At 64.8% G+C, this 15,569-nt stretch carries 9 protein-coding genes; 5 read left to right on the top strand and 4 right to left on the bottom strand.

From position 1 onward, the window contains the following. The first annotated feature begins 22 nt into the window (after positions 1-22). The 3 genes from CRI93_RS02240 to CRI93_RS02230 all read left to right on the top strand — a co-directional run bounded on the left by CRI93_RS02240 (position 23) and on the right by CRI93_RS02230 (position 3,099). Positions 23-1,501 carry a potassium/proton antiporter gene (locus tag CRI93_RS02240; RefSeq protein WP_176521628.1) on the top strand — a complete coding sequence of 493 codons (1,479 nt, stop codon included), beginning with the start codon at positions 23-25 and terminating at the stop codon, positions 1,499-1,501. Positions 1,502-1,542: 41 nt separating this feature from the next. Then, positions 1,543-2,649, top strand: coding sequence for a M14 family zinc carboxypeptidase (locus CRI93_RS02235; protein ID WP_098060969.1), 1,107 nt, complete (start codon positions 1,543-1,545; stop codon positions 2,647-2,649). A gap of 156 nt (positions 2,650-2,805) precedes the next feature. After that, the gene (locus tag CRI93_RS02230) at positions 2,806-3,099 is read left to right on the top strand and encodes an isoamylase early set domain-containing protein (RefSeq protein ID WP_098060968.1); all 294 of its coding nucleotides are present in this window, start codon (positions 2,806-2,808) and stop codon (positions 3,097-3,099) included. A gap of 10 nt (positions 3,100-3,109) precedes the next feature. On the opposite strand, the gene CRI93_RS02225 is transcribed toward CRI93_RS02230, so the two are convergent. The 4 genes from CRI93_RS02225 to CRI93_RS02210 form a co-directional block, all read right to left on the bottom strand. After that, positions 3,110-6,358 (bottom strand): efflux RND transporter permease subunit, encoded by a 3,249-nt coding sequence (locus CRI93_RS02225; protein ID WP_098060967.1) that lies wholly within the window; start codon positions 6,356-6,358, stop codon positions 3,110-3,112. A 69-nt stretch (positions 6,359-6,427) separates the two neighbouring features. Continuing rightward, entirely contained in the window at positions 6,428-9,505 is a 3,078-nt protein-coding gene (locus CRI93_RS02220) for an efflux RND transporter permease subunit (RefSeq protein WP_098060966.1), read from the bottom strand. A 119-nt stretch (positions 9,506-9,624) separates the two neighbouring features. Then, on the bottom strand, positions 9,625-10,893 hold the full coding sequence (locus CRI93_RS02215; protein WP_098060965.1) for an efflux RND transporter periplasmic adaptor subunit: 1,269 nt from the start codon (positions 10,891-10,893) through the stop codon (positions 9,625-9,627). A gap of 102 nt (positions 10,894-10,995) precedes the next feature. After that, on the bottom strand, positions 10,996-11,715 hold the full coding sequence (locus CRI93_RS02210; protein WP_098060964.1) for a fumarylacetoacetate hydrolase family protein: 720 nt from the start codon (positions 11,713-11,715) through the stop codon (positions 10,996-10,998). Between the two features lie 485 nt (positions 11,716-12,200). Between CRI93_RS02210 and scpA the strand changes: the two genes are divergently transcribed. Continuing rightward, positions 12,201-14,345 carry a methylmalonyl-CoA mutase gene (gene scpA, locus CRI93_RS02205; RefSeq protein WP_098060963.1) on the top strand — a complete coding sequence of 715 codons (2,145 nt, stop codon included), beginning with the start codon at positions 12,201-12,203 and terminating at the stop codon, positions 14,343-14,345. A gap of 409 nt (positions 14,346-14,754) precedes the next feature. Beyond that, the gene (locus tag CRI93_RS02200) at positions 14,755-15,408 is read left to right on the top strand and encodes a Uma2 family endonuclease (RefSeq protein WP_217992487.1); all 654 of its coding nucleotides are present in this window, start codon (positions 14,755-14,757) and stop codon (positions 15,406-15,408) included. Positions 15,409-15,569 lie beyond the last annotated feature (161 nt).

Raw genomic sequence — 15,569 nt, 5'->3', positions numbered from 1 at the left:
TTCTTCACCGCTCCGTGTGCCTGTGTCGCTGTACGTTCTGCTGGGCAGTTTACTTGTCATCGCCGCCATCCTAAGCACGCGCTTTGCGCAGCACATGGGCGTGCCCGCGCTCGTGCTCTTCGTTGGGGTGGGCATGATCGCCGGAACGGCGGGCGTCGACTTCACCGACTACGCGCTGAGCCTGAACGTGGGCCTGCTCGCACTGGCGGTCATCCTACTCAGTGGCGGGCTGGATACAGACGCCCGCCTCTTCCTCGACTCCATCGTGCCCGCGGGGATGCTCTCCACCGTGGGCGTGCTCCTCAAAATGACGCTTATCGGCGGGCTCGCCTACCTGCTGACGCCGCTCGACTGGCTTAGCGGACTGCTCCTGGGGGCCGTGCTCGCTCCCACCGACGCTGCCGCGGTCTTCAGCGTACTCAAAGGCTGTGGCCTCCCGAAACGGCTACAGGGCGTGCTCGAAACCGAGTCGGGCACCAACGACCCCATCAGCATCTACCTGACGCTGCTCCTGGCCTCAATCATCACAACGGGCGAGGCCAACCTGGGCTCACTCGTGGGGGGCGTGGTCCTGCAGCTGGGAGCCGGAGCCGTCCTCGGCTATGGCATGGGGCGCGGGCTCGTTGTGGTCATCAACCGCGTAGAGGTCGATAGCGTGGGCCTCTATCCGGTGCTTGCCCTGGCGGGTGGGCTCCTCACCTACGCGTTCACCGAACTCGTGGGCGGAAACGGCTTCCTCGCCATCTACATGGTGGGCATCGTGCTGGGCAACCGCCCGCTGGTGCATCGCCATAACATCCAGTCCTTCATGGATGGCATGGCCTGGGGCGCGCAGATCCTCATGTTTGTGCTGCTGGGCCTGCTCGTGGTCCCTGCCGAGCTCGTTCCGCACATTCCTACCGCGCTCCTCCTTACCGTCGGACTCATCCTGGTGGCACGCCCGCTCTCGGTGATGCTTACGATTGCGCCGCTGGGGCTTCTGCACAAGCGGTTTCGGTTTAGCTGGCGCGAGCAGGTGCTCCTCTCGTGGGCCGGACTCAAAGGCGCTGTGCCCATTATCTTAGCGCTCGTCCCGCTTCTGAACGACGTGCCCGGGAGCACTTTCATCTTCAACGTAACCTTTGTGTGCGTGGTGGTGGGCACCGCCGTGCAAGGGCTGAGCATTGCCCCACTGGCCCGCTGGCTGGGCCTCACAGGCGCCCCCGAGCCCGAGGAGCCGCTTCGCATCGAACTCATTGGGGCAGCGCCCCCCGGCAGCGCCGTGCTCGACCTGCGGCTTCTGCCCGATGCGCCCGCCGTAGGCCAGCGCCTTGCCGATCTCGACATCCCAGCCCAGATGGTAATCGCCGCTGTGGTGCGCAACGGAAGGCTTATTGCGCCCCGCGGAGCCATTCGCTTCCAACCTGATGACCATGTGTATGTTATTACGGAGGATGCAGAGGCCGATCACTTGCCCCGTGCATTCGTTCCGGTCGCGCCTTCGCCCCGCAGTTCGTCGTAGATCGACCCTGTCTCGTTTGTCAAGCTACCCACTCGCTCATCATGCCTACCGATTCCAGCATCCCTGCCGCCGCTCGCACCTGGCGCACCGCCTTCGCCGATGCGATTGCCCCTGACACGGTGGCCTTCCAGACGCATGACACTGCGCACGCCCGGCACCGCGCCGCCTGTGCCGAGGCAGACGATGTGACGTTTCACGACCTGGGCACGAGCGAGGAGGGCCGCCCGCTCTACGGCATCACCGCCGGGTCGGGACCCGTGCACCTGAGCTGCATCGCAGGCAACCACGCCGATGAGCCCGTGGGCCCCGAAACCCTGCGCTATCTCGTCGATCGCCTGCTGGACACCCCGCCCGATGCTTCGTGGCGCCGCGGCCTTCGGTGGACCATCGTGCCGCACACCAATCCCGACGGCGAAGCCCGCAACCAGCCGTGGATCACCGCCTGGCCCGATGCCGAGGCGTACCTTACGCACCGCGTTCGCGAGCTGCCGGGCCGCGACATGGAGTTTGGCTTCCCCGATCTGCGCGCAGAGAACGAGGCCGTAAGCCGCTTTCTCCGTGAGCAGGGGCCGTTCAGCGCGCACCTTAGCGCGCATGGCATGGGTATGGCCGCTGGCGCACTGCTGCTCATCCACCCGCACTGGAGCTTCCGCACCGACGGCCTCCAGACGCTCTACCGTGAGGCCGCAGCCCAGGCGGGGATGGACCTGCACGACCACAACCGGCAGGGCGAAAAAGGCTTCTTCTGGATCGGACCCGGCTTTACGACAACCCCGAATGGCGCTGGGATGCGCGCCTACTTTCGGGCCCAGAACGATCCAGAGATGGCATCGCGCTTCCTGGATAGCTCGATGGAGTTTGTGGAGGCGTTGGGCGGTATGCCGCTCTCAGTGGTGACGGAGGTGCCGCTGTTTGTGCTTGATTCGCCCACGCCCGTGGGCGGGCCGCCGCCGCGCTACACCGCCTTCAAGGAGGCGCTGCCCCGCATCCAGCACGAATTGCAAACGGCGGGCGCGTCCCGTACGCTGTCCGACTTCGATCTACAGCCGCTCCCGCTTCACACCGCCATGATGCTGCACAGCACCGTGCTCGGTGGCATGATTGCCACATGCCGGACGCATAAGCAGATCAATGATGACGCATCATAGCCGTTCTAACACGCGCTTACTGTTCACTTTGGCGAAATGCGTGACAATACCATGAAAGAAAGCGCTTTTGGCAGGTGTAGGGGTTGAACCCAATCTGAGCCGTCGTATATAGACAGGCGAATTATTTGTACTCTCCCTCCCAACCATCAACAACTCATGATTAAGAAACGTGCTTACAAAAATGTGGTGCGAGTTACGTTCGAGTTGCCCGGCGATGCTGTCAACGAACAGGCTTGTGTAGCGGGCAGCTTTAACGACTGGACGCCCAGCGATCTGCCGATGGAGTACGTAAAGACGCGAGACGTGTGGAAGGCTGCCGTATCGCTGGAGCCCGACTCGACATACGAGTTTAAGTACCGCATTGATGGCGATGCCTGGCTCAATGATCCAGAGGCCGACGACTACGCCTCGAATCCGTATGTGGAGAAGAACAGTGTAGTGCACACCTAATCGTGCCGTGCTAATTCCGGCTCTTATGCTGCGGGTGGGGGTGCCCGCGGCGCTCGGGCCACGCAAGCAGGGCCACCACCGCAACGGGAGCCAGCAGCGTGGCCGCGAGCAGTCCGCCGGTGACGGCAACAGCCAGGCCCATCCAGAAGTCATTCTCAGCAGGAAAGACCAGCAGCGGCAGCATCGCCACGCAGGTTGAGATGGTCGTCGTCCACATAGGGCGCAGGCGCTCGCGCACCGCCAGCCGGGCCAGCACCGCAGCGCGTCCGTGCGGGCGAGCCGTGCGAAGCTGACGATAGCGGTCCACCAGCAGAATAGCGTCGTTGGCGGCAATGCCCACCAGCAGAACTACGCCAATGAACGCGCCCTCGGCAAAGGCAATGTCGGCCCACCAGAACCCAACCGCTAACCCAATAGCCGCCAGCGGCAGGCTTACGAGCACCAGCACAGGCAGCCGCCACGATTCAAACACGACGGCGGTAACCAGCAAAATGAGCAAGACGGTGGCGGCAATGACCCAGCCAAAGGCCTGGCGCGTTTCTTCGGTAAAGAAGAAGCTCCGGCTCCGCTCCAGCCGATAGCCTGCAGGCGTCTGAAAGCCCTCCAGCACCCCGTTGATGTACTCGCTCCCCATCCGGTTGGGCCCGCGGTAGTCGACGCGAATGTAGCGCTTGTACTGCTGGTTTTCGCGTTCGATGCTGCTGGGCACCTCCTCAACCACGTAGTCGCTCACGCTCTTGAGCTTCACCTGTATCGAGTCGGTTACCGGCAGCGGGCGATCCACAAACGTGTCGATATCGATGGATTCTGCGCCCTCCACAACAATACGGAGCGGGACCTGCGTCTCGCCCGTCAGATCGGCAAAGAGTGCAGGAAAGCGCGTGGAGAGCACGGGGCGCAGTTCGCCTGCAATGTGCTGAGCGCGGAGTCCGGTGCGGGCTGTTGCGGCAGCCGGCCAGTCGAGCGTAAGCACCTCGCGCGGCGTCTGGCGGCCAAAGCGCCCGGCATTGGTATTCACGGAGGCGACGCGTCGGCTTCCTGCGCGCAGGCGTTCGGCAAAGCGCTCGGCCAGCGCCTCCAGGTCGTCGTAGTTCGATCCGTGCGCTTCGATGGTATAGCCCGAGGCCATGCCCCCCACGCCGCTGTAGTAGCCTTGCGGAAGCAGTCCGCCCACCGACACGCGAATACCGGCCAGCAGCACCGCCTCCTGAATCAACTCTTCGCGCACAATGTAGGGCTCGGGGGTGTCGAGCGCAGGCTCGTAGAATTGCACCTGCATGTAGGCCGAGCGCTCGCTGATGCGCGCAATGGTGCGCTCTACCGACTCGGAGGCCAGGGCCACCTGCTCAAAGCGCTGCATGAGCGAGTCGGCCCGGTGAATCGGGTTGCCGGGTGGAAACCCCAGGCGCACGCGCACCGACGGTTGGGTATCAAAATCCCACTGATCGCCAAAGTCGGTCGTCTCGAAGAACGGACGCAGCACGCCGCCCAGTGCCGGGTCGAGCCATTCGCGGGCGTCGCGCACGGCATCGCTGCCCAGCGTGGCGTTGTAGACGGTGGCCCAGCGGGCTTGGGGGCTCGTCTCGTCGTCGGACCCCTCCATGCGGTCGGGGAGCAGCCAGAGCGGGGTGCCCAGCAGAAGCAGGAGCAGCAGCGCGGTTGTTTTGGGGAAGCGTGCTGCGGCCCAGAACGGCCATCGTAGGGGTGCACGCATCCATTCTGGCAAGCGCCAGGCAGGTTCAGGCGGAGGGAGCCACCGGCCCATCACAGGCACTATGAGCGCGGCGGTGGCCAGCGAGGCGGCCAGCGTGAGGGCCGTGAGCAGTCCAAACGGAAGAAAGAGCGTGCGCAGTTCGCCACTTAGATACACAAGCGGCGCCATAACTGCCATGGTGGTTGTGGTGCCACCCAGCAGCGGGAGCCAGACGGCGCGCAGGGCATGGCGGGTGGCTTCTTGCTCCAGAGCCGGCCCCGACCATCCGCGCACCGCCAGCCGGTCGCGCTGCAGCATAAGCTGCTCCACCATCACCACGCTGTTATCCACCAGAATCCCAAACACGAGCACGAGTCCAGCCAGCGTCAGCAGGTTCAGGGTGAGGCCAAGCGGACCCATCAGGGCCAGGCCCACCGCCAGCGCCACGGCTACGCTTACGAGCACGATGCCCACGGCCCGCACGCTACGAAGCATCATGAGCAGCACAAGGGCCACGAGGACCAGGCCGAGCCCGCCCCGCCACTGCAGATCGCGCAGCTCAGCCCGCACCGATTCGCTGCGATCATCGGCGACGATGAGGCGGGCCTCCTCGGGCAAGATCGGGGCCAGCGCCTCCAACTGCGCATTGACACGCTCGGCCACTTCCAGCATATGACTGGCGGGGGCACGGTCAATCGTCAGCGTAACCACCGGCTGCCCGTCGATGCGACTAATGGAGCGCCGTGGGGCGGGGCCGCGTTCTACCGTGGCGATGTCGCCAATGCGCACAGGCCGCGCAACGGTGTCGTTGACCTGCGCATCCCGTACCACGACGCTGCGCAGCGCTTCGACCGTTTCGGGAGCGGGGCTTAAGAGCAGGGCTGCTTCGCCGCCGCTACGCAGGCGTCCGTACACGCGATCGGTGAGTGCATCCGCCAGATGACCGCGCATGGCACCCGCTTCGAGTCCATATGCGGCCAGGCGGTCGGGGTCCAGTGTAACGAGCACCTCGCGTTCGGTGCCGCCCTCCACAACCACATCGGCCACCCCCGGCAGGCCGCTAAGCTGCGGGGCAATCTGGTCTTCCGCCCATCGACGCAGCGTGCCTGGAGCCTGGGGGCCAATGAGTTGGAGCGTCATAAACCCTTGCTCATCACGCAACTCCTCAGGAATCTGTTTGGTGAGGCGCGGCGTGACGCGGTTGGGCAGGTCGCGCTGCACCAGCGCCAGTTGCTCGTTGAGCCGTGCCACATACGCGCCAAGACTGACCTCCTCGCTCACCTCTAACGTGACCGTGGTTTGCCCTTCGCGCGAGAGGCTTTCGACGCCTGCGGTGCCTTCTACGGCCTGTCCGGCCCGCTCGATGGGCGCGGTCACGTACTGCTCCACCGCCCGGGGCGAGGCCCCCGGCCACGATGCACTCACCCGAACCACCGGCAGCTCCACCTGTGGCACCCACTCCAGCGGCACGTTGGTTGCGGCCCAGCTTCCGGCCACGAGCAGCGCAACGGTCCACGCCATCACAGCCACCGGACGATTCAGCATGGCGAGTGCAATATGACGCATAGCGGTGTAGGGGGATGCGACAATCGATTCAAGAAATAGTAAGGGTGCACAACGTGGAGCAGACCGAGATCATCCCGAGCGCCCCACCTGCTGCACGAGCACCGGCACCACGAAGAGCGTGAGCACGGTGGCGCTGAGGAGGCCGCCCACAATAGCGATGGCCAGGGGCGCGCGCAGTTCGGCGCCTGCCCCGAAGCCGAGCGCCAGCGGTAGTAAACCGAGCGCAGTCGTTACGGTGGTCATCAGAATGGGACGAACACGCGCCTTTCCGGCGGCGGTAATGGCGTCGTGGAGCGATAGGCCGCGCGCCTGCCGCTGGTTGATGAAGTCGACTTTGATGATGGCGTCGTTCACCACAATGCCCACGAGCACGACGCATCCGGTCATGCTCATCAGGTTGATGCTCTGCCCAGCCAGCGCGAGCACGGTCACCACGCCAGCGGCAGCCAGCGGCACGGCGGCCAGGATGACGAGGGGCTGCAGTAGGCGCTCAAACTGAGCGGTGAGTATCAGGTACACGAGCAGCAGGCTCAGGAGCAAGCTCCACCCTACAGCGGTCAGTCCCTCCTGAAACGCAGTGCTGGCACCGCCGATGGCATAGCGAGCGCGTGGCACCTTGTCCAGCACAGGCGTTAACGCGTTGTCGATGGCAGCCTGGGCGGTGCGCAGATCGGCCCCGGCAGCGATGCCTGCGGTGATGCGGGCCACCGGCGTCTGGTCGGTACGCGTGAGGGCGGCGGGCAACGTGATGCGCTCGGCTTCCAGAAAGAGATGCAGCGGCAGCAGTCCGTTGGCCGTGGGGATGCGCCGGCTGAGCAGTTCCTCGATAGACGCGGCCATATCTGTGCGCACCATGATGGGCACCTCCTCGCCAATCTGGCGCAGTTCGCTGGCGCGATAGCCGCGTGCAGCCGCGTTCAGGGCATTGCCGATCTGCGTGGTTTGCACGCCAAAGCGTGCCATGTTATTGCGGCGCAGGTGCAGCCGGTAGCCCGGCACGTCTTGCGCCTCGGCCCGCTGCACACCGGTAAGCGCGTCTTGGGCGCGCAGGGCCTGCAGCGCCTCTGCGATTACGGGCGGATCGGGGCGCTGCTCATCGGCGACCAGGTCGATTGTGAGTTCGGCACCGTTGGACACGAGCAGCGCTTCGAGCTGGGTCTGCGCGGGACGCACATCCACCGTCATGTCGCTGGGCCAGTCGGTAGCGTTGAGCTGGGCTTGGGCCTCGGCGGCGTCGGTGTTGTCGTTGAGCAGGATGGTGAGGTCGCCCTCGTAGGGCGGGCGCGGGTCCAGCTCCAGGCGCGCGGTGCTGCGTTCGCCCAGATCGGCGAGCACATGCTGGGTGCCGGGCAGCGCCTGCGCAGCGCGCTCTACCACGGCAGCGCGCTCGCTCACCAGCGGCAGATCGGCCCCCGAGGGCAGCGTGATGTGCGCCTCCACGCGTCCCTGATCGGCAGCAGGCACGACCTCGCGCGGCAGAAACAGGGCCAGCGCGCCTGCGGCTACGCACGCCACCAGCGCGCCGGTCAGTACAGGGTTGGGATGCGCCAGGCACCACTGCAGCCCGCGTTCGTATCCGCCTAACAGGGGGCGAAGCCGGAGGCCCAGCCCGGCCTCTTCGTCGGAGTGCTCGCGACTCATGATGACGGGCACCACCGCCAGCGCCACAAGTAACGACGCCAAGAGCGCCACCACGACTGCCAGCGACTGATCGCGGAAGAGGCGTCCGGCCAGGCCCTCGACCAGGGTAATCGGCAAGAACACGGCAATGGTGGTGAGGGTGCTTGCGGCAATGGCGCCCGCGACCTCGGCGGTGCCGTTAATTGCAGCGTCGTAGGCGCTCTGCCCGTCCTCCCGCAGCCGCGCAATGTTCTCCACAACGATAATCGCGTTATCCACCAGCAGGCCCACGCCCAGCGCCAACCCGCTAAGGGCAATCAGGTTAAACGAAATGCCAAGGAGTTCAAATCCGATGAGTGTGAGTCCGAGCGAGAGCGGCACCGCGACCGCAATGGCAGCCACCACGCGCCGCCGTCGCAGGAAGCCGAAGAGCACGAGCACGGCCAGCAGCCCGCCCACGAGTACCGCCTGCGTTACGCCGCCAATGGCCTCTTCGATGAAGACGCTCTCGTCGACCACCACGTCCAGGTCGACACCGGAGAGTTCGGTTTCGAGGGGAGCCAGCGCGCTGCGTACGGCCTCGGCAGTGCGCACGGTGTTGGCATCGGGGGTGCGCTCGACCAGAAGCAAGAGGGATTCGCGGCCATCGAGGCGCACCAGACCGCGCCGCTCCTCCACCGAGGGCTGTACGGTGGCGATGTCGCGCACTCGAATGGGCACGGCTCCCTGACGCGTTACGACGGTCTCGGCAATGTCGCGGGCCGACTCGAACTCGCCGCTGACCTCCACCGCATAGCGAAACGGCCCGCGGCGGATCTGTCCGCCCGAGAGCGCCGCGTTTGATTGCTGGAGCGCCCGCCCCACGTCGCCCACGCTGAGGCGGTAGCGCGCCATGCGGTCGGGGTCAATGGCGATGTCGACCTGCCGCTCGTGTCCACCTGTGACGCGCACGCGGGCCACGCCCTGGAGCTGCTCCAGACGCCGGGCCACCACCTCGCGCCCGATCTGCCGGAGCTGGGCCAGGTCTTGCCACGAGCGGCGCTCATCGTTGCGAACGGGGGTTGGGGTGCGCGCCGAATCTGCTGTGGCGCCACGCAGGGCCAGCATCATCACCGGACGCTCGCTCGGATCCACCCGAAGCACGACGGGGCGCTCGGCTTCGTCGGGCAACGCGTTGCCGAGGCGGTCGATCTGCTCGCGCACCTCCAGCAGTGCCAGATCCAGGTTCGCGTTCCATCCAAAACGCAGCTCCACAAGGCTCCCGCCCAGCTGACTGCGTCCGGTGACGCGCTCCAGGCCCTGCGTGCCTGACACGGCCCCCTCAATGCGTTCGGTGACGCTGCGCTCCACGCGGTCGGGGGGCACATCGGGATAGGGCGTCCACACCGTGAGGGCGGGATAGCCCAGGTCCGGCAGCAGCGCCACGGGCAGGCGCACCAGCGCGGCGGTTGCGAGCACCGTTACGAGCACACACGCCGCTGCCACGCCTACCGGGCGGTTGACACAACCGCGAATGAAGGCTTTCATGGGGCGAAGAGGCAATTGCAGGATGCGAACGACAGGCTATGTAGATGCGCCGGATGGTGCGCGGAGCAAGATGCTGCGTATCCCCCTGTGTACAATGGGTACAAAGGGATGCGCGGGCTCTACGGCATGGCCACCGGCTGTGGATCGCCGGGCTCAACGGGGGCATCGTGCGCCAGCGCAAAGTGGCCATCGACCGCGACAATATCGCCGGATTGCAGACCGTCGGTGATCTCCACAAAATTGCCCGAGCGCGTGCCCACCTCTACGTACGTCCACTGCGCACGGCCATCGCGGACGACAAACACCAGATCGCGGCCCTGGCGCACGAGCACCGCATCGGTAGGCACCACGAGCCGGTCGAGCAGGCGATGGGTTTCGAGGCGAACGGTGGCGTAGAGTCCGGCCAGCAGCTGGTTGTCGGGATTGGGGATGGCAACGGTGACGCGCCCGGTGCCACGCTCGGCATCGACCTGCGGATTGATGGCGTGGACGGTGCCTGCAACGGTGCCGCCGTCCTCGTTGTCGGCGAGCGCAGGGATCTGCACCTGGGCGGTAGCGCCCTCACGGATGCGCACCAGGTCGTCTTCGAGCACGTTGACCGTGACTTTCATGCGGCGGTCGCTGAGCACATGCGCCACCACCTCGCCCGCAGCCACGCGCTGGCCGACTTCCACCTCCAGGTTGGCGACGCGTCCACTAAAGGGCGCGGTGATGCGTGTGCGCTCCAGGTTGAGGCGAGCGCGCTCCACCCGTTGCTCGGCTTGTGTGAGTCCGTAGGTAGCCGCCTGCACGGCTTGCCGGTCGAGTCCGGCGCGTATCTGCGCGAGCTCCAGTTCGCGGCGCACCGTCTGCACCTCCTCGCGCGTGGCGGTACCGGCGTCGAAGGCCAGCTCGGCTTCGCGCAGGGCCATGCGCAGCTCGGCAACCCGGCTTGTGTCGGCAACCTGTCGGATGCCCGCATCGCGTGTGTTTACAGCGTACTCGGCTCGGGCCTGCATGAGTTCAGCCTCGGCCTCAGCCAGCTCAATGCGTTCGTCGCGGTCGTCGATGCGGGCCAGGAGCGCGCCGGTCTGTACGCGGTCGCCCTCTTCGACGGCGCGTTCGCGAATGACCCCGCCCCGTTCGGCGCTGACAGTTGTTCGTTGCCAGGGGCGCAGGTGGCCGGTGGCCTCGGTGCGCACGGGAAAGTCGATGCGCTCGACGCGCACCACATCGACCTGGGCTTTTGAGTCGCTGACCTCCTCGGCATCGGGGCGGTCGTCATCGGCGGTTGCTTGTCCGGTGAGGCGGGGCCAGAAACCGTATAGAATAAGACCGCCTACCGCTACAATCAGTACGCCTGCGGCTATGTGCCAGGCGCGCAGCGAGCGAAACGAGAACGCAGGCATCAGTTCAAGTGCTGTTTGATATGAACGGAGATGGCTTCACGCATTTATGATACGCAACGCATGTTGTGAATTGCAAGTGCAGGAGCACGGTCCCTCATAATGCTACACAGCGCAGCGCACCGTATTTTGCAGCGTACCAATCCCCTCGTACGTGATGGCCACCGTATCGCCCGGCTCGACGGTGCCGGGGTTGGCCGGACTCCCAAAGGCAATGGCGTCGCCAGGCTGTAGCGTGAAGCGCTCCGACAAAAATGCAATGATCTCAAACGGATCGAACAGCATCAGGTCGGTCGTGGCCTCCTGGCGTTTTTCGTCGTTTACGTAGGTGTGCATCGACAGTGCAGTGGGATCGAGATCGGTTTCAATCCACGGACCCAGTGGGGCCGATCCGGTGAAGGCCTTGCGGGCGGTGCGTCCGGGCTGATCGAGCGCGTCCACGTCGTTCATGATGGTGTAGCCGCGTACCACATCGGGCACCTCGCGGGGCATTACGGCCCGGAATCGCGTGTCGATGACTGCCACCAGTTCGCCCGCATACGTGAGCGTTTCAGTCCATGCGGGATACGGGATGGGCTGCTCATGCGCCACCATGCTCACCGGCGGCTTGATGAAGAAGTCCGGCGCCTCGGGCCGTTCGTACTCCATCTGTTCAAGCGTAGCCGCGTAGTTGCGCCCCACGCAGTAGAGTGCCGACGGCGAACACGGCGGGAGCAGGCGTCCGTCGCGCCCCACCTCGTATGGGCCGTGATCGGTGATGAGGGTTTCGTCGTCGTAGCGGCCCGACACGGGGCCACTGGGCGTGAGTAGACGGGCAAGACGCATGAGTGCGCACAGATCTTGGGGAAGCGGAAGATAGCGTACGCCTTCAACACGTGCTGAATCCGTCAATGTGCCGAGCGGCCCAGTCCACTATGAACGCACCTGACAGGTCCCAGCTAATCACAAAAAACATGTCATGGTGAGCAAGCGCAGCCTCGTACGGCTGTGGGGGCGGAGCGCGTCGAACCATCTCCTGCTACGTTGGCGGGCACGTACCGGGTGCGAGATACTGCTGGGCATGCGGGAGATCTTTCGACTTCTGCCGACAGCTGTCGGCATCCGCTCAAGATGACAGCCTATGAGCAGTGGCACGGTGAGCATGCGGAGCCCCGACCGCTGTCGCCCCGCCTACTGTCGGGAGAACCATCTCCTACAGGTTCGGCACAGCCGCGCACAGAAGCGCGCTCACACGTCCGGCACGTTTGCCCGAATCATCGGTATAGGAAGCGATTCCAGTGGTCGTTTCACTTGTCTCCGTCCCACCTGCTATGCGTCCCGATTTTGCCCAGCGTGCGTACACCCCGCCCGAACCGTCTGCCCCCGATGCCGCAGCGCCTGACCCGTGGACCGCGCCGGAGCAGATTGCGGTGCAGCCCGCCTACGCATCCGACGATATTGCAGATGCCGAGCACACCGGTTACGCCGCGGGCATTCCGCCATATCTGCGCGGGCCCTATGCCTCCATGTACACCTTTCGTCCGTGGACCATCCGGCAGTATGCGGGCTTCTCGACGGCTGAGGAATCCAACCAGTTCTACCGCGAAGCCCTCGCATCCGGCCAGAAAGGGCTGAGCGTGGCCTTCGACTTGGCTACCCACCGTGGCTACGACTCCGACCACGACCGCGTGCGGGGCGATGTGGGCAAGGCGGGCGTGGCCATCGACAGCGTGGAGGACATGAAGGTGCTCTTTCAGGGCATTCCGCTGGATGAGATGTCCGTCTCCATGACCATGAACGGCGCGGTGCTGCCGGTGATGGCGTTCTACATTGTGGCCGCCGAGGAACAGGGCGTGGCGCATGCCGATCTGGCGGGCACCATCCAGAACGACATCCTGAAAGAGTTTATGGTGCGCAACACGTACATCTACCCGCCGGAGCCGTCCATGAACATTGTGGGCGACATCTTTGCCTACTGCGCGGAGGAGATGCCGCGCTTCAATGCGATTTCGGTGAGCGGGTACCACATGCACGAGGCCGGCGCGCCCGCCGATATCGAGCTGGCCTACACGCTTGCCGACGGACTGGAGTACCTGCGCACCGGGCTCAACGCTGGACTCGACATCGACGCGTTTGCGCCGCGTGTGTCGTTCTTCTGGGCCATTGGCATGAACCACTTCATGGAGATCGCGAAAATGCGCGCCGGACGTCTGCTGTGGGCGCAACTCGTGCAGCAGTTTGGCCCGGAGAACGAGAAGTCGATGGCCCTGCGCACGCACTGCCAGACCTCCGGCTACAGCCTGGCCGAGCAGGATCCGTTCAACAACGTGATGCGCACCACCATCGAGGCCCTGGCCGCGGCGCTGGGCGGTACGCAGTCGCTGCACACCAATGCGCTCGACGAGGCCATTGCCTTGCCCAGTGCGTTTGCTGCACGCATCGCCCGCAACACACAGCTCTACCTGCAAGAAGAAACCGACATTACGCGGGCCATTGACCCGTGGGGCGGCTCGTACTACGTGGAGCGCCTCACCGCCGACCTGGCCGAGCGAGCCTGGGCACTCATTCAGGAGGTCGAAGACGAGGGCGGCATGACGCAGGCCATTGAGCAGGGCCTGCCGAAGCTGCGCATCGAGGAGGCCGCGGCGCGCAAGCAAGGACGCATCGACACCGGTCGCGATGTGGTCGTGGGCGTCAATCGGTTTCAGCGGGATACGGAGGAGCCCATCGACACCCTGGAGGTCGACAACGAAGCCGTGCGTCGGCAGCAGGTGCAGCGGCTACAGGAGCTTCGGGAGGCGCGGGATGACGCCGCGGTGCGAAGTGCCCTCAACGCGCTACGTGATACCGCGGAGACGGGCGAGGGCAATCTGCTGGGCCGTGCCGTAGAGGCCGCCCGCGCCCGCGCCACCCTCGGCGAAATCTCGCAGGCGCTCGAAGACGTCTACGGACGCCACACCGCCACCTCGCAGACGGTGAGTGGCGTGTACGCGTCTGAAGCGCAGACCAGCGATGCCTTTCAGCGTGCCCAAGACCGCGCCGACACCTTCGCCGACGCCACCGGACGCCGCCCGCGCATCCTCGTGGCCAAGATGGGCCAGGACGGACACGACCGCGGAGCCAAGGTCATTGCCACCTCGTTTGCAGATCTGGGTTTTGATGTGGACATTGGCCCACTCTTCCAAACGCCCGAAGAAGCGGCGCGCCAGGCCGTCGAAAACGATGTGCACGTGCTGGGCGTGTCGAGCCTGGCCGGTGGACACAAAACCCTGGTTCCGCAAGTCATCGAGGCGCTCCGCGACTACGGACGCGACGACATCCTGGTGATTGTAGGCGGCGTCATTCCTCATGCCGACTACGACGTCCTCTACGAACAGGGCGTGGCGGGCATCTTTGGCCCCGGCACCGTCATCGCCGAAGCCGCCCTCCAGATCCTGGACGTGCTCATGGAGCAGCGCGCACCTGCTGCGGTGTAGCAGCTTCTTACTTCTTGCATCGGTAGCGCGGGACGGGGGCGTTCTGCGCGGTCTGTCTCGGCATAAAAGCTGTTATGGTGAGCAGGCCGAATAGCATTGCTCGTCGCATGGCACAAAAAGCATGACCTTCGGCCCCTCTGCCGTGCGACGTACGTTTCGCAGGGGCTCCGCCCCGTCCTGTAATGCACCGTCTACAGGATTCAGTGGACGCCTTCATATCGTAAGGAACTGCCAAACATGCCGGAGATCCTTCGACTCTGCCCCGACAGTAGTCGGAGCGCCGCTCAGGATGACAAGTCGTGTGGAGGGTGTTGGGAGACGCTTCCAGCACTCAACAGGGATCTCACATCTCAAGCTGCTGTACGTGTCAGCACCGTGCATTCCTCTTCATCATCGAGCCGAGTCCGCCATGCCCACGATTGTCGACGCCCCGCACATTCCGTCTGCTCTCGATGCGGTGATACAACCTGTGCTTCCGATGCAGCGCATGCGCATCCAGCTTGAGGACCCGCTTTCTGATGAAGCATTTCAGGCGCTCTGTGCAGAAAACGAAGGCCTTTCTATTGAGCAAAACCCCGACGGCACCCTCACGCTTATGAGCCCTACCGGTGGTACCTCTGGAGCTCGAAACTTCCATATCTATCGCCACCTTGCCGCGTGGATCGATGATCAGGGCGGCGGATTCGGGTTTGATTCGAGCACCATGTTCAAGCTTCCGAATGGGGCGCACCGTGCGCCGGACGTGGCGTGGGTTGCCCATGATCGCTTCGCTGCGCTCTCGCGCGAAGAACGCGACGGCTTCGTCCCCCTGGCTCCCGACTTCGTGATCGAACTGCGCTCGCCGACGGATCCACTCGACGCGCTCAAGAACAAGATGAACGAGTACATGCACGCTGGGGTGCGACTCGGATGGCTGATCGACCCCGAAACCGAAACGGTGTCCATTTACGCGCCGGATACCCCCCGAACCACACTCGACCGCCCCGACACCGTCACTGCCAACACGGTTATCGAGGGATTTGCGCTGCCCATGGCCCGCATCTGGGACCCGCTGGCGGAGTAACACGCTCCCACATGCCCCGCAGAGGCCGACCGAACCGCACCACCTCCACACCTCCACTCATTTACACCTCCATCCTCCCACCGCCTGATCCTCCGGTGATTTTCACGGGGCTGCGAGGGACTGTTATTGCAGAGCGAACGCCTAAACGATAGATTACGTAC

It is taken from the genome of Longimonas halophila (genome assembly GCF_002554705.1).
GTDB classification, from domain to species: domain Bacteria; phylum Bacteroidota; class Rhodothermia; order Rhodothermales; family Salinibacteraceae; genus Longimonas; species Longimonas halophila.
Note: the sequence above shows the minus strand (reverse complement) of the source record. Positions and strands in the feature narration are given on the sequence as shown.